This window comes from Serratia sp. CY33525, assembly GCF_052169115.1.
Taxonomy (GTDB): Bacteria; Pseudomonadota; Gammaproteobacteria; order Enterobacterales; family Enterobacteriaceae; genus Serratia; species Serratia sarumanii.
This window is the reverse complement of the sequence record NZ_JBJNLK010000003.1, coordinates 21,341-46,618: the sequence shown is the minus strand read 5'-3', so window position 1 is coordinate 46,618 and position 25,278 is coordinate 21,341. Positions and strand designations below refer to the sequence as shown.

Below are 25,278 nucleotides of genomic sequence, written 5' to 3'. Positions count from 1 at the left end.
GTCATCAGCAGGATGACGTTGAGCCTTGTCTTCTCAACGTCGTTTTATTCGACAAGCAATAGCTTGTAGAGCGGCGGATTGTCTTCGACCATGTCGGCCAACGTATGCTTATCCAGCTCTTCAAGGAAATTCTGTACGCCCTGGTGGAGCACCTGCTTCAATCGGCAGGCAGGGGTGATGTGGCAAAAATCACTGCTGCAGTTAACCAGCGCGAGCGGCTCCAGCGCCCGTACCACGTCGCCGAGGCGAATGCTCTCGGCCGGTTTGCCCAAGCGAATGCCGCCATGCTTGCCGCGCACCGCCGTGACAAAACCTACCCGGCTCAACTGATTGATGATCTTCACCATATGGTTGCGAGACACGCCGTAAACCTCGGTCACTTCCGAGATGCTGGTCATCTTGTCCTGCGGCAACGAGGCCATGTAGATCAACGCCCGCAGGCCATAATCAGTAAAACTTGTTAACTGCACATCTTACCTCTGGGTATCGTTTTACCCGTCTGATACGCCGCTTTTCGGCGCTATTCAAAAGATTACTCATTGGATAATAAACCAGCCGGAGAGTTCGTCGCTAATTATTTAGCGAATCCCGCGCCCTAAGGCGGGTTTATGAAAGGATTTTTTGACGTGAAACCGCAATCGGAGGGAGTCAGGATAAAAACAAACCGGGACGCGCCCGGTTTGTTTAATGCCGCAAAGCCTGATTATGCGTCGAACGGGTCGCGCAGGATCATGGTTTCGCTGCGATCCGGGCCGGTAGAGATGATATCTACCGGTACGCCGGTCACTTCTTCGATGCGCTTGATGTAGTTCAGCGCAGCCTGAGGCAGCTTGCTGTGCTCTTTCACGCCAAAGGTGGTTTCGCTCCAGCCCGGCATGGTTTCGTAGATAGGCTCGATGCCTTCCCAACCTTCAGCCGCCAGCGGAGTGGTGTCCACTTCACGGCCGTCCGGCATGCGGTAGCCCACGCAGATCTTCACTTCTTTCAGGCCGTCCAGGACGTCCAGCTTGGTCAGGCAGAAGCCGGACAGGGAGTTGATCTGCACGGCGCGGCGCACCGCTACCGCGTCCAGCCAGCCAGTGCGACGGCGACGGCCGGTGGTGGCGCCGAACTCGTTACCCTGCTTGCACAGGTACTCGCCGGTTTCATCGAACAGTTCGGTTGGGAACGGGCCTGCACCCACGCGCGTGGAGTAGGCTTTCACGATGCCCAGCACGTAGTCCACATAACGCGGGCCGATGCCGGAACCGGTAGCCACGCCGCCGGCGGTGGTGTTGGAAGAGGTCACGTACGGGTAAGTACCGTGGTCGATATCCAGCAGGGTGCCCTGAGCGCCTTCGAACATGATCAGATCGCCACGCTTGCGCGCGCCGTCCAGCAGTTCGGAAACGTCAACCACCATGGCGGTCAGGATGTCGGCGATAGACAGCACGTAGTCCAGCGTCGCCTGATAATCGACGGCTTCAACTTTGTAGTAGTTGACCAGCTGGAAGTTGTGGTAATCGACGATCTCTTTCAGCTTAGCGGCGAAGGTTTCTTTGTTGAACAGATCGCTGACGCGCAGACCGCGACGAGCGACTTTATCTTCGTAAGCCGGGCCGATGCCGCGACCGGTGGTGCCGATCGCTTTTGCGCCGCGCGCTTTCTCACGCGCGTTATCCAACGCAACGTGGTAAGGCAGGATCAACGGGCAAGCTTCAGAGAGTAACAGACGTTCGCGTACCGGGATGCCACGCGCTTCGAGTTCACCCATTTCTTTCATCAACGCGTCCGGCGCCAGAACAACACCGTTGCCGATGATGCTGGTGACGTTTTCACGCAGAATACCTGAAGGAATTAAATGAAGAACGGTTTTTTCACCGTTGATAACCAGAGTGTGGCCAGCGTTATGGCCACCTTGGTAGCGCACAACATATTGAGCCCGTTCAGTCAGCAGGTCTACAACCTTGCCTTTACCTTCGTCACCCCATTGGGTGCCCAGTACGACGACGTTCTTACCCATTTTTCAAAATCACCGATTGCTTAAAAATGGATTCTACCACCGTAATTTTCGATTTTCAGCACTTTTAGCATACGATTGCATAAATTTTGGGCTAGACTTTAAAGACCCGTGCGGCCGCTCAACATGTAGTAGATCACGCAGCCCGCAACCACTATTCCACCGCCAAATCGCCGCAGCGTCGCGTCCGGCAACTGCGACATCGCCACAATCATTTTTCGCCAGGCCTGCGGAAACAGCATCGGCCCCAATCCTTCCAACACCAGAACCAGCCCGAGCGCCAGCCAAATCGTTGAGTTCATGCATCCCCCAAAAACGAGAAAGGGCCCGCGTAAACGGGCCCTCGATCAGATTGCCTGCCGCGCTTACTTGCGCAGGCTATCAGGCGACTTCATGTAGCGGAAGAAATCGCTGTCCGGGCTCAGTACCAGCACGTCCTGGTTGTCCTTGAAGCTGGCTTCATAGGCACGCAGGCTGCGGATAAAGGCATAGAAGTCCGGATCCTGGCTGAACGCGTTGGCGAACAGCTTGGCCGCTTCGGCATCGCCTTCACCGCGGGTGATACGCGCCTGACGCTCGGCTTCCGCCAGGGTACGGGTCACTTCGTAGTCCGCGCTGGCGCGCAGCTTCTCGGCTTCTTCCTGGCCCTGCGAGCGCAGACGACGGGCTACCGCTTCACGCTCGGCGCGCATACGCTGGTAGATGGCGTCGGACACTTCGGCCGGCAGGTTGATCTGCTTGATACGCACGTCGATCACTTCGATGCCCAGCGCCGCCATGCTGTTCGGGTTAACCTGCGGCTGTTTGCCGGTGGTTTCCCGCTCAACGCGCGCCGCCGCAGAGGCGATAGCGTCATCGGCTTCGGTGGTCGCCACTTCTTCGCCATCACCCACGGTGCCGGTGTTCAGCGCGTCACGCACGTCGGACATCAGCTTGCCGCGCGAGTCGGTCACGATGTCTTTCACGTCCAGGCGGCCGATTTCGGAACGCAGACGGTCGCTGAACTTGCGTTTCAGCAGCACTTCGGCCTGGGAGACGTCGCCGCCGCCGGTCGCCAGGTAGTAACGGCTGAAGTCGCTGATGCGCCACTTCAGATAGGAGTCGACGATCAGGTCTTTCTTCTCGCTGGTCACGAAACGATCGGCCTGGTTGTCCATGGTCTGGATGCGCGCATCCAGGTTCTTCACGGTCTCAATGAACGGGATCTTGAGGTGCAGACCCGGCGCATAAACCAGCGGCTTGTTTTCGCCGTCGCGCAGAACCTTGCCGAAGCGCAGCACGATGCCGCGCTGGCCTTCCTGCACCACGAACAGCGAAGCGTACAGCACCACCAGCACCGCGAGGACAATAACTACAAAAGACTTACGCATTGATTACTCTCTCCCTACGCGAGTGGTGTCGTCACGCTGCGCATTCGCCCGGCGCTGATCCATAATCGAACCGCCGCTGGTACGCGGAGTGCTGCTGTTGGCAGCCGGCGCAGGATTCGGATTGAGGCGAATCAGGCTGGTATCCTTGTTGCCGCTCTCCGGCGCCGCGCCTTGACCGCGCAGCATCTGATCCAGCGGCAGCACCATCAGGTTGTTGCCTTTGTCGCTCACCAACACTTTACGGGTATGGCCCAGCACTTTTTCCATGGTTTCGATATACAGACGCTCGCGGGTGATCTGCGGAGCGGACTTGTATTCCGGCAACAGTTTGGCAAAGCGCGCCACCTCACCCTGCGCTTCCAGGATGGTACGGTCTTTATAAGCCTTGGAATCTTCCAGCAGACGCTGCGCCTGGCCGTTCGCACGCGGCTGAACTTCGTTGGCGTAAGCTTCCGCTTCACGGATATATTGCTGCTCGTTTTCACGCGCGGCGATCGCATCGTCGAACGACGCCTTCACCTCTTCCGGCGGGCGCGCCGCCTGGAAGTTGACGTCCAGCAGCGTGATGCCCATGTTGTAAGGACGAATGGTCTCTTCCAGCATGCGCTGCGTATCGTTACGCACCACGGTACGGCCTTCGGTCAGGATGCGGTCCATCGAGTATTTGCCGATCACGCCGCGCAGGGCGCTGTCGGTCGCCTGGCTCAGGCTGTCGTCGGCATTGACGACGCTGAACAGGTACGCTTCCGGGTTGGTCACGCGGTACTGCACGTTCATTTCCACGCGCACCACGTTTTCATCGGAGGTCAGCATCACGCCGGACGCCGCCAGCTCGCGCACGGATTCCACGTTCACCGGACGCACGTCGTCGATAAAGGTCGGCTTCCAGTTCAGGCCCGGCTGCACCAGGTGGCTGAACTTGCCGAAACGCGTCACGACGCCGCGCTCGGCTTCCTTGATGGTGTAGAAGCCGCTGGCGGCCCAAATCACCACCACGGCCACCGCCGCGATACCGATAATGCGGCCGCTGAAGCCCGGACCAGAGGTGCCGGTGCCGCTGCTATTGCTGTTGGAGCCTTTGCCTCCGCCGAAACCGCTCAATTTCTTGCTCAGTTTGCGGAAGATATCGTCCAAATCAGGTGGCCCTTGATCACGACCGCCTTTGTTGTTACCGCCAGAGTTGCCGCCATTGTTATTGCTGCTCCCCCACGGGTCGCGGTCCTGTCCGTTATTACCGGGCTGATTCCACGCCATGTTTTAGCTCCATATTCTGTGATTGGGTACTTCAGGCTTTCGCGAAGCATAAATGTAACAGGATATGATCATACGATAAAGTCAATCAGGTCCTGTTCTTGCTTGCAGAGACGACGCCATTCGACGATCGGCATTCGCACCACCACGCCAATGCTGCCGTCCTCCTCGTTCCACTCTTTTTCAATCGCCTGAAGCTGGTAAAAACGGCTGCGAAGACGGCCTGCCCGTGGCGGTAAGCGCAATTCGTAATGCGCGATCTCCCCCGATAAGCGCTCCGTCAACGCCTGATACAGCAACGGAATACCCTCTCCGCTGGCGGCGGACAGCCACACCCGGATCGGCAGGTTTTCGTCGTTGCGGTCGATACGCGGCACAAAATCGTCCAGCATATCTATTTTGTTCATCACTAACAGTGTAGGGATTTCATCCGAGTCTATCTCCGCCAGCACGGTGTTCACCGCTTCGATGTTCTCATCGACGCGCGGATCTGCGGCATCGATGACGTGCAGCAGCAGAGATGCCTGGCGCGTTTCCTGCAGCGTCGCCTTGAAGGCGGCCACCAGATCGTGCGGCAGGTGCCGGATAAAGCCTACGGTATCCGCCAACACGGTATCCCCCACGTCCGGCACGTCAATGCGCCGCAACGTAGGATCCAGGGTGGCAAATAGCTGGTCCGCCGCATACACCTCGGCAGACGTTATTCGGTTAAACAGGGTGGATTTGCCGGCGTTGGTGTAGCCCACCAGCGATACGGTCGGCACATCGGCGCGGGTCCGCGCGCGTCGGCCTTGTTCACGCTGCTTTTCTACCCGCTCCAGGCGGCGCAGAATCAAGCTGATGCGATCGCGCAACAGGCGACGGTCGGTCTCAAGCTGGGTTTCCCCCGGCCCGCGCAGGCCAATCCCCCCTTTTTGCCGCTCCAGGTGCGTCCAGCCGCGTACCAGACGCGTGGCGATGTGACGCAACTGCGCCAGCTCCACCTGCAGCTTACCTTCATGGGTGCGGGCACGCTGGGCGAAGATGTCTAAAATCAGCCCGGTGCGATCGATCACCCGGCATTCGCACAGGCGCTCGAGGTTTCTTTCCTGCGCCGGGGAAAGGGAATGATCAAACAGGACAACAGACGCGCCGCTGGCTTTCACCGCATCTGCAATTTCTTCGGCCTTTCCTTCGCCGACAAAGTACTTCGGATGCGGGGCTTTGCGGCTACCGGTCACCACTTGCAAAGCTTCGACACCGGCTGAGGAAACCAACGATTCGAACTCGTTGAGGTCTTCCGTATCTTTGTCTTGCGAGAAATAGATATGAACCAGTACGGCCTGCTCACCGGCTTCATAACGGTCAAACAAGCGTGCAACCTCTCAAACGGACACTCACCGTGAGTTTGGGGGACATAAACAGCCCGCGGCTGCTTATGCTCCCCGTCATGGTTGACTTGCAACGCGCTTTATTCAGCGTCATCGCTTTCCTGCTGCGGCTGTTGCTGCGCAGACGGATTGTTGCCATGGTGATAGTTGCTTGAACCGCCGCTCGGGTTGTTGCTGTGATGCGAGACCGGGCGAGACGGGACAACGGTAGAGATAGCGTGCTTGTACACCATCTGGCTAACCGTGTTCTTCAACAGGATGACAAACTGGTCAAAAGACTCAATCTGGCCTTGCAGCTTAATACCATTCACCAAATAAATAGAAACCGGAACACGTTCACGACGCAATGCGTTCAGGAACGGATCTTGCAAAGATTGCCCCTTAGCCATTCTATCTTTTCCTTATTTGCTTGTTGTTTGTAACTAAGAACCTGTCGGCTCTAAAATAAACGACGTAAAAAATTTGCGCGCTGAATACTCAGCAATTGTACACAATCACCCAACCTATGCACTAACAACCTGTGTCACCGAGTCCAAAGCCTCTCCCGGCTTTTCACTGTCCAACCAATGGACCGACTCCCAACCCCGTAACCAGGTCATCTGGCGTTTAGCCAACTGACGTGTTGCGCAAATACCACGATAAACCATCTCATCGTAACTAATTTCACCAGACAAGTATGACCACATCTGGCGGTAACCGACACAGCGAATGGAGGGCAAGTCCGTATGCAAATCACCCCGTGCGAAAAGTGCACGCGCTTCCGTCTCAAAACCCGCCGCCAACATTTGATGGTACCGCAGCTCGATGCGTTGATGGATCAACTCACGGCTGGTCGGCGCTATCGCAAATTGGTGAACTTGATACGGCAACGATTCACCCGAAATTTTAGTCAGTTCCGTTAAAGTTTTACCCGAAATAAAAAAAACTTCCAGTGCTCTGGACAGTCTCTGCGGATCATTCGGATGAATTCTCAATGCCGCGACCGGATCGATCTCCTGCAACTGCCGATGCAACGCCTCCCAGCCCTGCTCCGCCGCTTGCCGTTCGATGCGCTCGCGCACCGCGGGATCGGCGGACGGCAGCGGCGACAATCCTTCCAGCAACGCCTTGAAATACAACATGGTGCCGCCGACCAGCAGCGGAATGCGCCCGGCGGCGGTGATGTCGGCCATCTCCTTCAGCGCGTCGGCGCGAAACTCCGCGGCCGAGTAGGCTTCGGCGGGATCGCGGATATCGATCAGCCGATGCGGCGCCTGCGCCAATTCTTCGGCGCTCGGCTTGGCGGTGCCGATATCCATGCCGCGGTAAATCAGCGCGGAATCGACGCTGATCAGTTCCACCGGCAGGCGTTCGCGCAGCGCGATCGCCAGCGCGGTCTTGCCCGAGGCGGTCGGCCCCATGATGAAAATAGCCGGGGGACGTGGTGTCATTTCAGTGTCAGTCATGCTTGAGGGCCGCCAGTGCGGCCTGTAAATCAACGGGTTGTAAAAGTCCGCTCGGTGGCGATTTGACCAGCTGCGGGCAAAGTCGTTCAACGTCGGTCAACAATTGTATCGCTTGCGAGGTGTTCCACTGTTCATGTTCGCTGCCAAGACGGCGAGCCAGCCAGGTGGCCAGCACCGCGGGCGACATCTCCTGATGTTCGGCCAGATAGCCTAACAGTTCGGGCATCAGTTTTTGTAAATTTTGTTGGCGTAATGGTAAAGGCACTGCGCGCAGCGTCACACGGCCGTGATCCGTCTGCAGATCCAGCCCCATCGCCACGAGCAGCGCCTGATGCCGCGCAATGGCCGCCGCTTCGCGCTTCTCCAACGTCAGCTTAATCGGGATCAGCAGCGGCTGCGGCCGCAGCCCTTCCGCCGGCGGGTTGAGCTGCGCCTGGCGCAGCCAGCGTTCGGCTACCGCCAGATTGAGCAACGCCGGCTGCTGGTGCTGCTCAATCAGCGCGTAGCACGGCGGATGGATCATCAACACCCGGCCAAAACTGTGTTGGCCGCCCGCCAACGGCGTTTCCGCTGCGGCTTTCGCCGGCGGGAACAGCGGCGGCTTGCTCGAAACTGCCGGCGCGGCATCGGCCTGCGGCTCGGCGGCGGGCTGCATCAGTTTACCGTACAGCTCGCCTTCGCGTTTCTGGTAACCGCCGGTCGTTTGCCAACCCGGCTGCGGCGCCCGCTCGCGGGCGGTGCCGGCCGGTGGCGGCGTTTCACGGCGCGGCGCAGGCTGAGAAAAATGGTTGCCGCCGGCGGCGACGCGGTTCTCCGGCTGCCAGATCGGCGCGGGCGCTTCGTCAGGCGTTTCCGCCAGCGGCAGCGGCGGCGTCTGACCGGCCTGCTGCAGCACGGTGGTTACCGCCTGGTAGATAAAATCGTGCACCAGCCGCGCCTGATGGAAACGCACCTCGTGCTTGGCGGGATGAACGTTGACGTCCACCTGATGCGGATCGACCTCCAGATACAGCACGTAAGCGGGCTGCTGATCGTCCTTCAGCTGATCCTGATAGGCCTGACGAATAGCGTGATTGATCAAGCGATCGCGCATCATGCGGCAGTTGACGTAGCAATACTGCATTTCACCCAGCTGGCGCGCCCCGGCCGGATCCGCCACCCAACCGCGGATGCTCAAATCGCCGTGCTGCCAGTCGATGTTCAGCGCATGCTGCAAAAACGCCGGGCCGCAGATGCTGCCCAAACGGCGTTCGTGCTGGCTCTCTTCTTTCGCCGCCCGGTATTGGCGGATCGGTTTGCCGTTGTGGCTGAGGTTGATCGCCACATCGAAACGCGCCAGCGCAATGCGCCGCACCACTTCATCGATATGGCCGAATTCGGTTTTTTCGGTGCGCATGAACTTGCGGCGCGCCGGGGTGTTGTAAAACAGATCCAGCACTTCCAGCGTGCTCCCGACCGGGTGCGCGGCGGGTTTGACGGTCACCGCCTGCTCGCGCCCTTCGGCATAGGCTTGCCACGCCTCGCTTTGCTCGGCGGTGCGCGACGTCAGGGTCAAACGGGAAACCGAGCTGATACTGGCCAGCGCTTCGCCGCGGAAACCGAGGCTGACGATAGCCTCCAGATCGTCGAGCGTGCTGATTTTACTGGTGGCGTGCCGCGCCAGCGCCAACGCCAGATCGTCCTTGCCGATGCCGCAGCCGTTGTCGCGAATGCGGATCAGCTTGGCACCGCCGCGTTCAATATCGATATCGATGCGCGTTGCGCCGGCGTCCAGGCTGTTTTCCACCAGTTCCTTGACGACCGATGCGGGGCGTTCAACCACCTCTCCGGCGGCAATCTGGTTGGCAAGCTGCGGCGGTAACACCTGGATAGGCATGCTGGCTCCTGTAGCGATGGCGCTAGGCCTGCGGAATGGTCAGCGTCCGATCCAGCGGCGCGACGTCCGACTTCAGATTATTGACCCGTTTCAGATCGCCGACGCTGACCCCGTAGCGAGAAGCGATGGAGGAGAGCGTATCCCCGCGGGCCACTTTATGTTTAGACGTTTTCTTCGCCGGCGTTTTCGCCTTGGCGACGGTGGTGGTGACGGCGGCGGCTTTCCCCGCCGGCACCTTCAGACGTTGCCCGACCCACACACCGTCTTTTTTCAGTTTGTTCAGATCACGCAGCGCCGCCATGGTGGTGCCGTAGCTGTCGGCGATGCCGGACAGCGTTTCCGCCCGCTTCACCACGTGGATCCGGGTCTTGCCGCTTACGCTGCGGCTCGCGCCGGCCGAGCTGACGATAGGCTCAGGCTGGCGCACGTCTGGTGTTGAGGTGTTAACCGCCGCTGCGACGTCCAGCGGTCGGTTTTCCACCTTTGGGTCGGCTTGCAGCGGATGCGCCAGGAAGTAGCTGCGCAGGCCGTTATGAATGGCTCTGGCAATCTTCTCCTGATACGCGCTACTGCCCAGCAGCCGCTCCTCCGTGCTATTGCTGATAAATCCGGTTTCCACCAGCAGCGAGGGAATATCCGGCGAACGCAGCACGCCCAGGCTGGCGTGTTCCGGCCGGCGTTTATGCAACGATCCGACGCTCTGCAGTTGCTGCAGCACCTTCACCGCCACGTCGTATCCCACGCGCTGCGAGTGGCCGAACTGCAGATCCAGTACCGCCTGGCTCAGGTAAGGGTCAGCCTGGCTGTTGGCCAGCAGATCGCCGGCGCCGCCGAGCAGCTCGGACTGTTTCTCATGCTGTTCGAGCCAGCCTGCCATTTCGCTGTTGGCGCGGCGATTGGACAGCACCCAGACGGAGGCTCCGCTGGCGCTGCGGTTTGGCGCGGCGTCGGCGTGGATGGAGACCAGCACGTTGGCGCCCTGTTTACGCGCCACATCGGAGCGCCCCATCACCGAGATGAAATAGTCGCCGGTACGGGTCAGCACCGGTTTGAACTGCGGATCGGCGTCCAGCATCGCCTGCAGGCGGCGCGCGATGGCGATGGTGACATTCTTTTCTTTCAGCCCGCTCGGGCCAATGGCGCCCGGATCCTGGCCGCCGTGGCCGGCGTCGATCGCTACCACCACCCGATCGCCGGAACCGGCGGAAACGCGGCTGCTGCGCGGCGTGACCTCTGTGGCGGTGCCTGCGACCACGGTCTGTTTATTGGTGAAGGGATTCGATCCTGTCGGCGCTTTGCGCAGCGGCGGCTCCGGCGCTTCACGCACCGCGACCGGCGCCTGGCGCGGTGGCTGGCTGACCGTGACCGGCGCCTGACGCGGCGGTGGATTGACCGCAACCGGCGCAGGCGTTTGCACCGGCGCTTTACGCACCACGGTATTGGCGCCGCCTTCGGCCGTAATGGTGAACACCACGGTATGCACGCCGCCGTTCTGGCGGGTGGCGACGCGGGTTTTGGCGCGCTGGGTCAGATCAAACACCAGGCGCACGCTCTGCGCGTCTTTCGGCGCGCTGGAACGAATGCTTTTCACCAGGTTTTGCCCGCTGAAATTGAGCGGAAGACCGCCGACCTTGCCCTTCTGGTTAACGTCCAGCACCACGCGTTCCGGGCCGTGCAGCGGGAAAAACGCATAGTCCGGCGGGCCATTGAAGCTCACCGACACCGTCGCTTCGCGTTGGGCGTTGGACACTTTGATATCGGACAGCGAGGACGCCGCCAGCGCGTTCAACGCGCCGAGCGGCCCCAGCACGGCGATCAGCATGATGACCGCAAATTTTTTCAACACGTGCGTCATTGCAGCATCATCCCTGTGATCCATGAATGCGGTCTAACAGCTGGCTGCCGTATGCGGAAATCGCCTCGATCTTCGCCTCTCGCCCCTCGCCCTGATAGCTAAGATGCAGCGCCAGATCCGGCTCCGGCAGCACGCCGGTGCCCTGCTGCGGCCATTCGACCAGGCAGATGGCGTCTTGCGCGAAGTAATCGCGAATGCCCATGAATTCAAGCTCTTCCGGATCGGCCAGGCGATACAGATCGAAGTGATACACCGCCAGCGGCTGCAAGGCATAGGGTTCCACCAGCGTGTAGGTCGGGCTTTTGACGTTGCCCTGATGCCCTAACGCCTGCAGGAAACCACGGCTGAAGGTGGTTTTACCGGCGCCCAGGTCGCCGTAGAGATAGATGACGCTGGCGCGATCGCAGGCCTTGGCCAAAGTGGTGCCCAAAGCGACAGTCGCTGCCTCGTCCGGCAGAGGTAAAACGAGTTCTTTCATTCGATAAAGTCTATTTTGCCCACTCAGGGTTAACGAAATGAAGGATGTCCGGCAGTAAATCGGTCGCCAACATGCCTCTTGTTCCTTGTCTTTCCGCTACGCGATCGCCGGCCGCGCCGTGTACGACGCAGCCCGCACAGGCGGCATCATACAGCGGGAGCTTTTGCGCCAGCAAACCGCCGATGATACCCGACAGCACATCGCCCATGCCGCCGGAGGCCATGCCGGCGTTGCCGACGTCGGCGATCGCCATCTGCCCCTGCTCATCGGCAATCAGCGTGCCGGCGCCTTTCAGCACCGCCACGCCGCCGTAGCGCGCCGTCAGCTTGCGCACGGCAAGTAAGCGATCACTCTCGATGTCGGCAGTGCTGCAGCTCAACAGCCGCGCCGCCTCTCCAGGATGCGGAGTCATCACGCGATTCTGCCGTTTCTCGGGATTTAATGCCAGCAAGTTCAGCGCATCGGCGTCCCACAAGGCCGGTTTATCGCTGGTTTGCAGCACGTTCAAGGCGTTTTTGCCCCATTCAGCCTGGCCCAGCCCCGGGCCAATCACCAGCACATCCGCCCATTGCATCGCCTGCCGCAGCGTCGCCTCGTCCAGCGCCTGCGCCATCAACTCCGGCCGGGCCGCCAGCAGCGGTGCGACGTGTTCAATGTGAGTAAGCACTCGCACCAATCCCGCCCCGCTGCGCAGCGCCGCTTCCGCCGCCATGCGAATGGCACCGCCGAATCCGCGGTCACCGCCCACCAACAGCAGGCGGCCATGCTCGCCCTTATGGGCGCAGGGGCGGCGCGGATGCAGCCAGCGCGGCAACGCCTCAGCGGTAAGCCGCTGAATCTGTTCCGGTTGCTTCGCCAGCCAACCCGATAAGCCTAGCGCATTCTGATGAAGTTGCCCGACCCAGTCGCGCGCCTGGCCGGTCAGCAATCCCGGTTTGAGGCCGATGAACGTGACGGTGTGCGCGGCACGCACGACCGCGCCCGGCACAGCGCCGCTCTCCGCCAGCAGGCCGGACGGGATATCGAGCGCGACCACCGGCGCCGAGTGGCGGTTGGCGGCCTCGATCAGCGCGTCGTAAGGCGCACGCGGCGCGCTGCCAAGGCCAGTGCCTAACAGGCCGTCGATAATGAGAGAGACAGACGCCGGCCAGCGGCTGTTCGCCGGCAGAATGTCGCCGCCTGCGGCTTGCCAGGCCTCGCGGGCCGCTGCGGCTTCCGGTGGCAAAGGCCGTGCGCCGTCGCAGGCGATCAGCGTCACCTGCACGCCCGCCGCCTTCGCCAGGCGCGCCACCACATAGCCGTCGCCGCCGTTGTTGCCGTGGCCGCACAGCACCAGCCAGTGGTCGCGGGAGGGGTACGCGTTGCGCGCCAGCGCGTAGGCCGCCTGACCGGCGCGCTGCATCAAATCGTAAAGAGAAATACCGAGCGAGGCCGCCGCTGCGGGTTCCGAGCGACGGATCCAATCCGCAGGCCAGACAGAGTGTGGTAAACTGTCAGCGTATGCTTTTTCACTGTGGCCCGTCATGACGCACCCCCTCGATCTCCATCAACTCGCCCAACATATCAAGCAATGGGGGCAATCGCTAGGATTCCAGCAGGTTGGCATCTGCGATACCGATTTGAGCCTTGAAGAGCCGAAGCTGCAGGCCTGGCTCGACAAACAGTACCACGGCGAAATGGAATGGATGGCGCGCCACGGCATGTTGCGCGCGCGCCCTCACGAACTGTTGCCGGGCACGCTGCGAGTGATCAGCGTACGCATGAACTACCTGCCGGCCAAGGCGGCATTTGCCAGCACCTTGCAAAATCCGCAGCTGGGCTACGTCAGCCGCTATGCGCTGGGGCGCGACTATCACAAGCTGTTGCGCCAGCGCCTGAAAAAGTTGGGCGATCAGATCCAGGCCTACTGCGGCGAGTTGAATTTCCGCCCCTTTGTCGATTCTGCGCCGGTGATGGAACGCGCGCTGGCCGCCAAGGCGGGCATCGGCTGGGTTGGTAAACACTCACTAATTCTCAACCGTGAAGCCGGGTCATGGTTTTTCCTCGGCGAATTGCTGATCGATCTGCCGCTGCCGGTAGACCAGCCGCAGGAAGAGCAGTGCGGCCGCTGCGTCGCTTGCATCACCACCTGCCCGACCGGCGCCATCGTCGCCCCCTATACCGTAGACGCCCGGCGCTGCATCTCCTACCTGACCATCGAGCTGGAAGGCGCGATCCCGGAGGAGTTCCGCCCGCTGCTCGGCAACCGCATCTACGGCTGCGACGACTGCCAGCTGATCTGCCCGTGGAACCGCTTTTCGCAGCTTACCGACGAAGACGATTTCAGCCCGCGCGCCGCGCTGCATGCGCCGCAGCTGATCGATCTGTTCAACTGGACGGAGGAAAAATTCCTGCGCATCACCGAAGGCTCGGCGATACGCCGCATCGGCCACCTGCGCTGGCTGCGCAATATCGCCGTGGCGCTGGGCAATGCGCCCTACGAGGACGGCATCGTGCTCGCACTGCGCACCCGTTTGGGCCAGAACGCCATGCTGGACGAACATATCCACTGGGCGCTGGCGCAACAGCTCGCCCGCCGCGAAGCGCAGGGCATCGAGGTGCAAACGGCGCAGAAAAAACGGCTGATACGGGCTGTGGAAAAAGGTTTGCCAAGGGATGCCTGACGGCGTGCGCCATTCGGACGTAGCGCCGGAAGACTCACTCTGTGGATTTGTGCATAAAAATAAAAACACGTTGTCTTTCAACTGCAACAAAAAGAGCAAGTGATCGGCATAACGTTTTGGGATAAATAAATAAACTTATAAATCAAATAGATAAATATTTAATTTGTATGACGTTGATTTTTCAGGCAGGCGAGTTTATGTGCAGAGGCTGTGGATAACTCTGTTCACAACATTTTTACCAGGCGTGTAAAACGGGACAAAAACCCGCGCCGGATAAGGCGTTGGATTTGAGTTTGAAACGAAGAGAAAATTGGAGCGGGAAACGAGACTCGAACTCGCGACCCCGACCTTGGCAAGGTCGTGCTCTACCAACTGAGCTATTCCCGCATTGAGATGCTTTTGGCATCCGGCCACCAAACACTGGCGTGACCTTTGAATTTTTGGAGCGGGAAACGAGGCTCGAACTCGCGACCTCAACCTTGGCAAGGTTGCGCTCTACCAACTGAGCTATTCCCGCGTCGCATAGGTACTGCTTGATACTGCTTTATTTATTCATCATGCCGCATCGCGACATTGTTGAATTTGGAGCGGGAAACGAGACTCGAACTCGCGACCCCGACCTTGGCAAGGTCGTGCTCTACCAACTGAGCTATTCCCGCCCGGCGTATCGATGGTGGAACGTTACGAAATTCTTCATCGGTACGGGGTGCGCATTATACGAGAAATCCTTTTTGCCGCAAGCCCCTGAAAGCAAAAAAACGCGATTTTTGTTTGATTGCCGATTAAAGCGCCAGATTGGCGAATTAAGCGGCTAAAACCGGCATTTTTTCCCCGCAGAGGCCCTCGCACCTTAGAGCTGGATGAAATGTTCGCGGTAATACGCCAGTTCGGCCACCGATTCACGAATGTCGTCCAGCGCCTGATGGGTGCCCTGCTTTTTAAAGCCGGCGAGAATTTCCGGCTTCCAGCGGCGCGCCAGCTCCTTCAGCGTGCTGACGTCCAGGTAGCGGTAATGGAAGTAGGCCTCCAGCTCCGGCATATAGCGGAACAGGAAACGGCGATCCTGGCCCACGCTGTTGCCGCAGATCGGCGATTTGCCGGCCGGCACCCACTGCTGCAGGAAGGCTATCGTTTCCAGCTCGGCGGCGCGATCGTCCTGGCGGCTGGCTTTCACCCGCTCCACCAGCCCGCTGCCGGTATGGGTGCGCACGTTCCACTCGTCCATCAGCGCCAGCTGTTCGTCGGACTGATGCACGGCGATCACCGGCCCTTCCGCCAGGATGTTCAGGTTGGCGTCGGTGACCAGCGTGGCGATCTCGATGATGCGGTCACGCTCGGGATCCAGCCCGGTCATCTCCAAATCGATCCAAATCAGGTTATTTTCGTTTCCTGTCATGATGTTTCCTGCCTAAAAGCCGAGAGAAAAACGCTGTGCGGACGAGACGGCGGGCGCCGCCGGTGGCGACGCGCCGCAGCCGACGGCTAACAACGGTTATTTAATATAAAATAGCGTGTATCATAGTCTTTTTGGTCGCCCTGGGCGACATATACCCCGACGGGTTCAAGGCTGCGGCCGGGGAAGGCCCCAACCGCCGCCGTACGTGTAAAGGTATAAAATCGAGTCAAGTGAGGCGCAGTGAGTAAGAACAAACTGTCCAAAGGTCAGCAACGCCGCGTGCAGGCGAACCATCAGCGCCGTCTGAAGCGCGCTGATAACAAACCGGAACCGGATGATTCCCAACTGGGCGAGCCGCAGGAAGGCGTCGTCATCAGCCGCTTCGGCATGCACGCCGACGTTGAGGCGCCGGATGGCACTCAGCACCGCTGCAATATCCGCCGCACGCTGCGTTCGCTGGTGACCGGCGATCGCGTGGTGTGGCGCCCCGGCCTGGGCGCCCATGAAGGGGTGAAAGGCATCGTGGAAGCGGTGCACGAACGCACCTCGGTGCTGACGCGCCCGGACTTCTACGACGGCGTGAAGCCGATCGCCGCCAATATCAATCAGATCGTCATCGTGTCGGCGATCCTGCCCGAGCTGTCGCTGAACATCATCGACCGCTATCTGGTGGCCTGCGAAACGCTCGAAGTCGAGCCGCTGATCGTGCTCAACAAAATCGACCTGCTGGACGCCGAAGCGCGCAAGCTGGTCGACGGCATGATGGATATCTATCGCAAGATTGGCTACCGGGTGCTGGAAGTCTCCAGCCAGACGCGAGAAGGCATGCCGGAGTTCGAACAGGCGCTGGCCGGGCGCATCAGCATCTTCGCCGGCCAGTCCGGCGTCGGCAAATCCAGCCTGCTGAATGCGCTGCTGCCGCCGTCCGAAGAGCAAATTCTGGTAAATCAGGTTTCCGACGTATCAGGCCTCGGGCAACATACCACCACCGCCGCGCGGCTGTACCATTTCCAGCACGGCGGCGACGTGATCGACTCCCCCGGGGTGCGCGAGTTTGGCCTGTGGCACCTGGAGCCGGAACAAATCACCCGCGGATTTGTCGAATTCCGTGATTATTTAGGCGGTTGCAAATTCCGCGACTGCCGCCACGATACCGATCCCGGCTGCGCCATCCGCGCGGCGATGGAGAAAGGCGATATCGCGGAAGAGCGTTTCGACAACTATCACCGCATTCTGGAAAGCATGGCGCAGGTGAAGGTTCGCAAGAACTTCACGGACGCCGCAGACTGACACTGACGGGCGGGCATTGACGACGGCGAGGCCCTCGTTACAATGCGCGCCCTTTACCCTGATTCACGAGGTTAACGTGCTGGATAGCATCAAGATTAAATTGCAATATTGGCTACCGAAGCTGGCGCTGACCCGCCTGGCGGGCTGGGGCGCCGACAAACGGGCCGGCTGGCTGACCCAACTGGTGATCAAGGCCTTCGCCCGCTTCTACCGCGTGGACATGCAGGAAGCGCAAAATCCGGACCTGGCGTCTTACGCCACCTTCAACGACTTCTTCGTGCGCCCGCTGCGCGATGGCGCACGCCCAATCATCGCCGACGCCAACTGGCTGGCGCTGCCCGCCGATGGCGCCATCAGCCAGCTCGGCCCGATCCGCGACGATCAAATCTTCCAGGCCAAAGGCCATCACTACAGCCTGGAAGCGCTGCTGGCCGGCAACTACCTGCTGGCCGAACCGTTCCGCAACGGCCTGTTCGCCACGACCTATCTGGCGCCGCGCGATTACCACCGCGTGCACATGCCATGCGCCGGCGTGCTGCGCGAAATGATCTATGTGCCGGGCGATCTGTTCTCGGTCAACCCGCTCACCGCCGCCAACGTGCCTAACCTGTTCGCGCGCAACGAGCGCGTGATCTGCGTGTTCGACACCGACATCGGGCCGATGGTGCAAATTCTGGTCGGCGCCACCATCGTCGGCAGCATCGAAACCGTTTGGGCCGGCACCGTCACGCCGCCGCGCGAAGGCATCATCAAACGCTGGACCTACCCGGCCGCCGGTGAAGAGGGCGCCATCGCGCTGGAAAAAGGCGCCGAGATGGGCCGCTTCAAGCTTGGCTCCACGGTGATCAATCTGTTTACCGCAGGCAGCGTGCAGCTCGCGCCGCAGTTGCAAAACGGCACCGTCACCCGCATGGGTGAGGCGTTCGCCGAAATCCCGGCCGCCGCTGAAACACCACAGACCCCGCTCTAAAGGAATCGACGCCGTGCGCCTGATCATCACGCTTTTGCTCGGTTGCCTGCTGTGGCAACCGGCGCTGGCCGCTCCCCTGCCGACCGAGACCCAGCTCAAGCAAGAGCTGAAGCAGGCGGAAAGCAGCAAAAACGCGCCGAATCAGGCGGAGACCACCGAGGCGCTGCAAAGCGCCCTCAACTGGCTGGCGGAGCGTAAAGAGTCGCAGACTCGCTCCGAGCAGTATCAGAGGGTGATCGACGATTTCCCGAAGATGACGCAGGAACTGCGCCGCCAGCTGGTGCTGGAAAGCAACAAGATCCTGCCGAACGGCGACGATCTGCCGGCCGCCGAGTTGGAACAGCAGATCCTGCAAACCAGCAGTCTGCTGCTGGAACAGGCGCGCCTGCTGCAGCAAGAGCAGGATCGCACGCGGGAAATCAGCGATTCACTCGGCCAGCTGCCGCAGCAGCAGACCGACGCCCGCCGTGCGCTGACGGAAGTGCAGCGCCGCCTGCAGGCGCAGCCCGCCAACCCGACCACGCCGTACGCGCAGGCCGCCCTGGCCCTGCTGCAGACCGAAGCCGCGGCGCGCAAGGCCAAAGTGGACGAGCTGGAACTGGCGCAGCTGTCGGCCAACAACCGGCAGGAGCTGGCGCGCATGCGCGCCGAAGTCTATAAAAAGCGCCACGAGAAAATAGACGTTCAGCTGCAGGCGCTGCGCAACAACCTCAACGCCCAGCGCCAACGCGAAGCAGAACAGGCGCTGGAAAAAACCGAGCAGCTGGCCGAGCAGAACGGCGATTTGCCAAAAAGCATCAGCCAACAGCTGCAGATCAACCGCGAACTGTCCGCCGCGCTGAACAGCCAGGCGCAGCGCATGGATCTGATTTCATCGCAGCAGCGGCAGGCGGCGGCGCAGACGCTGCAGGTGCGCCAGGCGCTGAGCACCATCATCGAGCAGGCCCAGTGGCTCGGTTCGTCGTCGGCGCTGGGGGAAACCCTGCGCGCCCAGGTGGCGACGCTGCCGGAAATGCCCAAGCCGCAACAGCTGGACGGCGACATGGCCCAGCTGCGCGTGCAGCGCCTGCAGTTTGAAACTCAGCTGGAAAAACTGTCGCAGCGCGAATTCAAGCGCGACGACGGCAGCGCGCTGACCAACCAGGAGCAGCGCATCGTCGATGCCCAGCTGCGCACCCAGCGCGAGCTGCTGAACTCGTTGTTGTCCGGTTGCGACACCCAAATCCTCGAGCTGACCAAGCTGAAGGTGGCCAACACCCAGTTGATCGAAGCGTTGAACGAAATTCGCGACGCCACCCACCGCTATCTGTTCTGGGTGCCGGACGTCAATCCGATCAACTTCTCTTATCCGCTCAACGTGGCGCACGATCTGACGCGCGTTCTGTCGCTGGACACGCTGTCGCAGCTCGGCGGCGCCTTCATGATGATGGTGACCAGCCGCGAAACGCTGATCCCGATCTTCGGCGCCCTGCTGCTGGTGATTTTCAGCATCAGTTCGCGCAAGCACTACCACGCCTTCCTCGAGCGCGCCAGCAGCCGCGTCGGCAAGGTGACGCAGGACGAATTCTTCCTGACGGTGCGCACCGTGTTCTGGTCGATTCTGGTGGCGATGCCGCTGCCGGTGCTGTGGGCCGCGCTCGGCTACGGCCTGCAGAGCGCCTGGAACTACCCGGTGGCGGAAGCGATCGGCAAAGGGGTGACCGCCACGCTGCCGATCCTGTGGATCTGCATGATCTGCGCCGCCTTCGCCCACCCGCAAGGGTTGTTCATCGTGCACTTCCGCTGGCCGGCGAAGCAGGTTTCGCGCGCCATGCGCTACTACAAGATGTCGATCTGGCTGATCGTGCCGCTGATCATGGCACTGATCACCTTCGATAGCCTGAAAGAGCGTGAGTTCGCCAACACGCTGGGGCGGTTGTGCTTCATTCTGCTGTGTCTGGCGCTGGCGCTGGTCACCCACAGCCTCAAACGCGCCGGCATCCCGCTGTATCTGGATAAAAACGGCTCCGGCGACAACATGCTCAACAGCGCCTTCTGGGGGCTGCTGCTGTCGGCGCCGCTGCTGGCGGCGCTGGCGTCGAGCGTCGGTTATCTCACCACCGCGCAGGCGCTGCTGGCGCGCCTGGAAACCTCGGTGGCGATCTGGTTCCTGCTGCTGGTCGTCTACCACATCATCCGCCGCTGGATGCTGATCCAACGGCGACGCATCGCCTTCGACCGCGCCAAACAGCGCCGCGCGGACATTCTGGCCCAGCGCGCCCGCGGCGAAGACGAAACCTCGCATACCCCGAACAGCACCGAAGGTTCGGTGGATATGGACTACTCAGAGATAGACCTGGATACCATCAGCGCCCAGTCGCTGCGGCTGGTGCGTTCGATCCTGACGCTGATCGCGCTGGTGTCGGTGATCGTTTTGTGGTCGGAGATCCACTCCGCCTTCAGCTTCCTGGAAAATATCTCGCTGTGGGACGTGACCTCGACGGTCAACGGCGTGGAAACCGCCCATCCGATCACCCTCGGCGCAGTGCTGATCGCCATTCTGGTATTGATCATCACCATGCAGCTGGTGCGCAACCTGCCGGCGCTGCTGGAACTGGCGGTGCTGCAGCACCTGGATCTGTCGCCGGGCACCGGTTACGCCATCACCACCATCACCAAATACCTGCTGTTGCTGTTCGGCGCCATTCTCAGCTTTTCCTGGATCGGCATCGAATGGTCGAAACTGCAGTGGGTGGTCACCGCGCTCAGCGTGGGTCTCGGCTTTGGCATGCAGGAGATTTTCTCCAACTTCATCTCCGGCCTGATCATCCTGTTCGAGAAGCCGATCCGCATCGGCGATACCGTAACGATCCGCAACCTGACCGGCACGATAACCAAGATCAATACCCGTGCGACCACCATCGCCGATTGGGACCGCAAAGAGATCATCGTGCCAAACAAGGCGTTCATCACCGAGCAGTTCGTCAACTGGTCGCTCTCGGACGCCATCACCCGCGTGGTGCTGACCGTGCCGGCTCCGGGCGAGGCCAATAGCGAAGAGGTGACCAAGATCCTGATGAACGCTGCCGAGCGCTGTTCGCTGGTGCTGGACAATCCGGTGCCGGAAGTCTACCTGGTCGATTTGCAACAGGGCATTCAGATCTTCGAGATGCGTATTTACGCCGCCGAGATGGGCCACCGCATGCCGTTGCGCCACGAGATCCACCAGTTGATCCTGGCGGGCTACCGCGAGCACGGCATCACGCTGCCGTACCCGCCGTTCCAGGTGCGCACCGAGACGCTGTCGCGGCTGACCAACAACGGCCGTACGCCGCCGTCCACGCCGGCGCCGAACACCAAGCGCGACGCCGGGGGGCTGTAAGCGGTTCTCGCGATAAAAAAAGGGCCGGCAAATGCCGACCCTTTTGCTTTTCTCTGCGCCTGAAACGTCAGGCGATCCCAACCGGGAAAGCCAACACGTCGCTCAGGCTCTCGGCGCCCAGCGCCAGCATCACCAGGCGATCCACGCCCAGCGCCACGCCGGAACATTCCGGCATGCCGTGCTGCAACGCCGCCAGCAGGTTGTAGTCGATCGGCTGCTGCGGCAGGCCGCGCTCCGCGCGTTTGCGATTGTCCTGCTCGAAGCGCTGCTGCTGTTCACGGCCGTCGGTCAGCTCGCGGAAACCGTTCGCCAGCTCAATGCCCTTGAAGTACACCTCAAAACGCTCCGCCACGCGGTGGTCTTCGGTGCTGATCTCCGCCAACGCCGCCTGGCTGGCCGGGAAGTGGTAAACGAACGCCGGCTTTTCACGGCCGATATGCGGCTCCACGCCCACGGTAAACAGCAGCTGCAGCAGCGTATCGCGGTCTTCTTCAGTATCGGCGATGTTGCTCAAGTCGAGCTTGGCCGCCGCTTCGCGCAGCTGCGCCTTCTCCGCCGACAGCGGATCGATGTCCAGATGGCGCAGGAACGCCTGCTGATAGGACAGGGTCTCCGCGCTCTCGCAGTCCAGCACCTGTTGCAGCAAATCGTCCACCTCGTTCATCAGGCGGTACATGTCGTAGTGCGGACGGTACCACTCCAGCATGGTGAATTCCGGGTTGTGATGCCGCCCGGCTTCTTCATTGCGGAAGCTGCGCCCCATTTGGTAGATCGGGCCGCTGCCCGCCGCCAGCAGGCGCTTCATGTGATATTCCGGGCTGGTCATCATGTATAGCGTCAGGCCCTCTGCCGCCCCCGGCCCGACGAAACGCGTCTCGAACGGGAACAGGTGAACGTCGGTGACCGTCGCCTGGCTCATGGTGGGCGTCTCAACTTCCAGCACGCCACGATCGGCGAAGAAACGCCGGATCTCAGCCAGAATCGCTGCGCGTTTCAACAAATTGGCGATGGGTGCACTAGGCTGCCAGCTTGCCGTTTCGCTCATGGTAATTAACTCCGAAATCAAACAGGGGATGCAGTCTACTCGCATCCTTGCAGCCAAACAAATTCTTCACGATGCACAACCGGCCATAACGCCAATTTCCGATAAATAGGCGACAAAAGCGCGTTAAAAAGGGTAAAGCACGCCGAACACGCGAAAAGGCAGGCAAGCCTGTTGGTCGAGCGTTAATCGACAAAACAATCGATCACATCAAATTTCGACTACTTAACTTTAGGTATAGTTAATTCCCCATTATTGGTGGGAGATATCTATCCTTAACCTTTAAGCAACATTAATCGGTTCAATTAGTTAGCACCCGAAGAGCTCGCTAAATTTTAAGCATAGATATTTAACTTGCCGTTCTTAACAAGAACATTGGAGGAATGCAGTGCAAACCTTTAACGCCGATCTTGCCATTATTGGGGCCGGGGGCGCTGGTTTACGTGCAGCAATAGCCGCAGCGGAAGCCAATCCCCAACTGAAAATCGCGCTGATCTCTAAGGTCTACCCGATGCGCAGCCACACGGTCGCCGCCGAGGGGGGCTCCGCCGCCGTCACCCAGGATCACGATACCTTCGACTACCACTTCCACGACACCGTCGCCGGCGGCGACTGGCTGTGCGAACAGGACGTGGTCGATCACTTCGTGCATCAGTGCCCGCGCGAGATGACCCAGCTCGAGCAGTGGGGCTGCCCGTGGAGCCGCAAACCGGATGGGTCGGTCAACGTGCGGCGCTTCGGCGGCATGAAGATCGAACGCACCTGGTTCGCCGCCGACAAGACCGGCTTCCACATGCTGCACACCCTGTTCCAGACTTCGCTGAAATACCCGCAAATTCAACGCTTCGACGAGCACTTCGTGCTGGATATCCTGGTGGATGACGGCCAGGCGCGCGGCCTGGTGGCGCTCAACATGATGGAAGGCACCCGCGTGCAGATCCGCGCCAATGCGGTGGTGATGGCCACCGGCGGCGCCGGGCGCGTCTACCGCTACAACACCAACGGCGGCATCGTTACCGGCGACGGCATGGGCATGGCGTTCCACCACGGCGTGCCGCTGCGCGACATGGAGTTCGTGCAGTATCACCCGACCGGCCTGCCCGGTTCCGGCATCCTGATGACCGAGGGCTGCCGCGGCGAAGGCGGCATCCTGGTGAACAAGGACGGCTACCGTTACCTGCAAGATTATGGCATGGGCCCGGAAACCCCGCTGGGCGAGCCGAAGAACAAATACATGGAGCTGGGCCCGCGCGACAAGGTGTCCCAGGCCTTCTGGCACGAATGGCGCGCCGGCCGCACCATCGCCACCCCGCGCGGCGACGTGGTCTACCTCGATCTGCGCCACCTGGGCGAGAAAAAGCTGCTGGAGCGGCTGCCGTTCATCTGCGAACTGGCCAAGGCCTACGTCGGCGTCGATCCGGTGAAAGATCCGATCCCGGTGCGCCCTACCGCGCACTACACCATGGGCGGCATTGAAACCGATCAGAATTGCGAAACCCGCATCAAGGGGCTGTTCGCGGTCGGCGAATGCTCCTCCGTCGGCCTGCACGGCGCCAACCGTCTCGGCTCCAACTCGCTGGCAGAACTGGTGGTGTTCGGCCGCGTCGCCGGTGAGCACGCGGCGCGTCGCGCGCTGGAAACCGCGCCGGCCAACGGCAGCGCGCTGGATGCGCAAACCCGCGATGTCGAAACCCGCCTGAGCAACCTGATGAAGCAGGAAGGCAACGAAAACTGGGCGAAGATCCGCGACGAAATGGGGCTGTCGATGGAAGAGGGCTGCGGCATCTACCGCACGCCGGAGCTGATGCAAAAAACCATCGATAAGCTGGCGGAGCTGAAAGAGCGCTTCAAGCGCGTCAACATCACCGACAACTCCAGCGTGTTCAACACCGATCTGCTGTACACCATCGAGCTGGGCTACGGCCTGGACGTCGCCGAATGTATGGCGCACTCCGCGTTTAACCGCAAAGAGTCGCGCGGCGCTCACCAGCGCCTGGACGAAGGCTGCACCGAGCGCGACGACGTCAACTTCCTCAAGCATACGCTGGCGTTCCATAACCCGCAGGGCGCGCCGCGTCTCGAATACAGCGACGTGAAAATCACCAAGCTGCCGCCGGCCAAACGCGTCTACGGCGCAGAAGCCGAAGCGCAGGAGAAAAAGAATAAGGAGCAGGCAAATGGCTGAGATGCAAACCCTGAAGATCGAAGTCATGCGCTATAACCCGGAAAGCGACGCCGAGCCGCATTTCGTCACCTACGCCGTGCCTTACGACGAACAGACCTCGCTGCTCGACGCGCTGGGCTACATCAAGGATAACCTGGCGCCGGATCTCTCCTACCGCTGGTCCTGCCGCATGGCGATCTGCGGCTCCTGCGGCATGATGGTCAACCGCGTGCCGAAGCTGGCGTGCAAAACCTTCCTGCGCGATTACGTCGGCGGCATGAAGGTCGAAGCGCTGGGCAACTTCCCGATCGAGCGCGATCTGGTGGTCGACATGACCCACTTCATCGAAAGCCTGGAGGCGATCAAGCCTTACATCATCGGCAACGATCGCAAGCCGGAAGACGGCCCGAACGTGCAGACCCCGGCGCAGATGGCCAAATATCACCAGTTCTCCGGCTGCATCAACTGCGGCCTGTGCTACGCCGCGTGCCCGCAGTTCGGCCTCAATCCCGAGTTTATCGGCCCGGCGGCGATCACGCTGGCGCACCGCTACAACCTGGACAACCGCGACCACGGCAAGAAACAGCGCATGCCGCAGCTTAACGGCCAAAACGGCGTCTGGAGCTGCACCTTCGTCGGCTATTGCTCCGAAGTCTGTCCGAAACACGTCGATCCCGCCGCCGCCATCCAGCAGGGCAAGGTGGAGAGCGCCAAAGACTTCATGATCGCCATGCTGAAGCCGCAATAA

General features: G+C 60.8%; 20 protein-coding genes and 3 tRNA genes. 6 read left to right on the top strand and 17 right to left on the bottom strand.

All coding sequences use genetic code 11. The features are described from left to right. Nucleotides 1-44 precede the first annotated feature (44 nt). The 12 genes from nsrR to nnr all read right to left on the bottom strand — a co-directional run bounded on the left by nsrR (nt 45) and on the right by nnr (nt 13,169). Nucleotides 45-470, bottom strand: a complete 426-nt coding sequence (nsrR, locus tag ACJ8IM_RS08940; RefSeq protein WP_033636784.1) for a nitric oxide-sensing transcriptional repressor NsrR — start codon at nt 468-470, stop codon at nt 45-47. A gap of 233 nt (nt 471-703) precedes the next feature. Next, on the bottom strand, nt 704-2,002 hold the full coding sequence (locus ACJ8IM_RS08935) for an adenylosuccinate synthase (protein WP_033654892.1): 1,299 nt from the start codon (nt 2,000-2,002) through the stop codon (nt 704-706). 98 nt (nt 2,003-2,100) lie between these two features. Continuing rightward, complete coding sequence (locus ACJ8IM_RS08930) at nt 2,101-2,301, bottom strand: DUF2065 domain-containing protein (RefSeq protein ID WP_004933666.1); 201 nt, start codon at nt 2,299-2,301, stop codon at nt 2,101-2,103. Between the two features lie 63 nt (nt 2,302-2,364). Beyond that, the gene (gene hflC / locus ACJ8IM_RS08925; RefSeq protein WP_033648702.1) at nt 2,365-3,369 is read right to left on the bottom strand and encodes a protease modulator HflC; all 1,005 of its coding nucleotides are present in this window, start codon (nt 3,367-3,369) and stop codon (nt 2,365-2,367) included. Between the two features lie 3 nt (nt 3,370-3,372). After that, a complete protein-coding gene (gene hflK, locus ACJ8IM_RS08920) occupies nt 3,373-4,623 on the bottom strand; it encodes an FtsH protease activity modulator HflK (protein WP_101455730.1) in 1,251 nt (416 codons plus the stop codon). A gap of 68 nt (nt 4,624-4,691) precedes the next feature. Further along, on the bottom strand, nt 4,692-5,972 hold the full coding sequence (gene hflX / locus ACJ8IM_RS08915; protein WP_004933675.1) for a ribosome rescue GTPase HflX: 1,281 nt from the start codon (nt 5,970-5,972) through the stop codon (nt 4,692-4,694). Nucleotides 5,973-6,070: 98 nt separating this feature from the next. Next, nucleotides 6,071-6,379, bottom strand: coding sequence for an RNA chaperone Hfq (hfq, locus tag ACJ8IM_RS08910; RefSeq protein ID WP_004933678.1), 309 nt, complete (start codon nt 6,377-6,379; stop codon nt 6,071-6,073). A gap of 114 nt (nt 6,380-6,493) precedes the next feature. Beyond that, nucleotides 6,494-7,435: a tRNA (adenosine(37)-N6)-dimethylallyltransferase MiaA gene (gene miaA / locus ACJ8IM_RS08905; protein ID WP_033654890.1), complete on the bottom strand. Its 942-nt coding sequence runs from the start codon at nt 7,433-7,435 to the stop codon at nt 6,494-6,496. After that, entirely contained in the window at nt 7,428-9,311 is a 1,884-nt protein-coding gene (gene mutL / locus ACJ8IM_RS08900; RefSeq protein WP_033654889.1) for a DNA mismatch repair endonuclease MutL, read from the bottom strand. The genes miaA and mutL overlap by 8 nt, the downstream gene beginning before the upstream one ends. Before the next feature lie 22 nt (nt 9,312-9,333). Then, the gene (gene amiB / locus ACJ8IM_RS08895) at nt 9,334-11,166 is read right to left on the bottom strand and encodes an N-acetylmuramoyl-L-alanine amidase AmiB (protein ID WP_033648705.1); all 1,833 of its coding nucleotides are present in this window, start codon (nt 11,164-11,166) and stop codon (nt 9,334-9,336) included. Between the two features lie 7 nt (nt 11,167-11,173). Continuing rightward, complete coding sequence (gene tsaE, locus ACJ8IM_RS08890; protein WP_025305017.1) at nt 11,174-11,644, bottom strand: tRNA (adenosine(37)-N6)-threonylcarbamoyltransferase complex ATPase subunit type 1 TsaE; 471 nt, start codon at nt 11,642-11,644, stop codon at nt 11,174-11,176. Nucleotides 11,645-11,654: 10 nt separating this feature from the next. Further along, nucleotides 11,655-13,169, bottom strand: coding sequence for a bifunctional ADP-dependent NAD(P)H-hydrate dehydratase/NAD(P)H-hydrate epimerase (gene nnr / locus ACJ8IM_RS08885; RefSeq protein WP_033654888.1), 1,515 nt, complete (start codon nt 13,167-13,169; stop codon nt 11,655-11,657). On the opposite strand from nnr, the gene queG reads away from it, so the two are divergent. Continuing rightward, the gene (gene queG, locus ACJ8IM_RS08880; RefSeq protein WP_033648708.1) at nt 13,168-14,307 is read left to right on the top strand and encodes a tRNA epoxyqueuosine(34) reductase QueG; all 1,140 of its coding nucleotides are present in this window, start codon (nt 13,168-13,170) and stop codon (nt 14,305-14,307) included. The genes nnr and queG overlap by 2 nt on opposite strands. Nucleotides 14,308-14,618: 311 nt before the next feature. On the opposite strand, the gene ACJ8IM_RS08875 is transcribed toward queG, so the two are convergent. From ACJ8IM_RS08875 to orn, 4 genes are all read right to left on the bottom strand, one after another. After that, nucleotides 14,619-14,694, bottom strand: a tRNA-Gly gene (locus ACJ8IM_RS08875). Nucleotides 14,695-14,748: 54 nt separating this feature from the next. Then, nucleotides 14,749-14,824: transfer RNA gene (locus tag ACJ8IM_RS08870), tRNA-Gly, on the bottom strand. A gap of 66 nt (nt 14,825-14,890) precedes the next feature. Further along, a tRNA-Gly gene (locus tag ACJ8IM_RS08865) sits at nt 14,891-14,966 on the bottom strand. A gap of 191 nt (nt 14,967-15,157) precedes the next feature. Further along, nucleotides 15,158-15,703, bottom strand: a complete 546-nt coding sequence (gene orn, locus ACJ8IM_RS08860; protein ID WP_033636776.1) for an oligoribonuclease — start codon at nt 15,701-15,703, stop codon at nt 15,158-15,160. A gap of 240 nt (nt 15,704-15,943) precedes the next feature. Here orn and rsgA point away from each other — a divergent pair, with 240 nt between their 5' ends. The 3 genes from rsgA to mscM all read left to right on the top strand — a co-directional run bounded on the left by rsgA (nt 15,944) and on the right by mscM (nt 21,324). Then, nucleotides 15,944-16,993: a small ribosomal subunit biogenesis GTPase RsgA gene (gene rsgA / locus ACJ8IM_RS08855; RefSeq protein WP_033654887.1), complete on the top strand. Its 1,050-nt coding sequence runs from the start codon at nt 15,944-15,946 to the stop codon at nt 16,991-16,993. Between the two features lie 76 nt (nt 16,994-17,069). Further along, the gene (asd, locus tag ACJ8IM_RS08850) at nt 17,070-17,963 is read left to right on the top strand and encodes an archaetidylserine decarboxylase (RefSeq protein WP_033636775.1); all 894 of its coding nucleotides are present in this window, start codon (nt 17,070-17,072) and stop codon (nt 17,961-17,963) included. A 13-nt stretch (nt 17,964-17,976) separates the two neighbouring features. Then, complete coding sequence (gene mscM / locus ACJ8IM_RS08845; protein WP_033648710.1) at nt 17,977-21,324, top strand: miniconductance mechanosensitive channel MscM; 3,348 nt, start codon at nt 17,977-17,979, stop codon at nt 21,322-21,324. 67 nt (nt 21,325-21,391) lie between these two features. On the opposite strand, the gene epmA is transcribed toward mscM, so the two are convergent. Beyond that, on the bottom strand, nt 21,392-22,369 hold the full coding sequence (epmA, locus tag ACJ8IM_RS08840) for an elongation factor P--(R)-beta-lysine ligase (RefSeq protein ID WP_004929681.1): 978 nt from the start codon (nt 22,367-22,369) through the stop codon (nt 21,392-21,394). A 385-nt stretch (nt 22,370-22,754) separates the two neighbouring features. Between epmA and frdA the strand changes: the two genes are divergently transcribed. Both frdA and ACJ8IM_RS08830 read left to right on the top strand, forming a co-directional pair. Continuing rightward, nucleotides 22,755-24,551 (top strand): fumarate reductase (quinol) flavoprotein subunit, encoded by a 1,797-nt coding sequence (gene frdA / locus ACJ8IM_RS08835; protein WP_033638926.1) that lies wholly within the window; start codon nt 22,755-22,757, stop codon nt 24,549-24,551. Further along, a complete protein-coding gene (locus tag ACJ8IM_RS08830) occupies nt 24,544-25,278 on the top strand; it encodes a succinate dehydrogenase/fumarate reductase iron-sulfur subunit (protein WP_033648713.1) in 735 nt (244 codons plus the stop codon). The genes frdA and ACJ8IM_RS08830 overlap by 8 nt, the downstream gene beginning before the upstream one ends.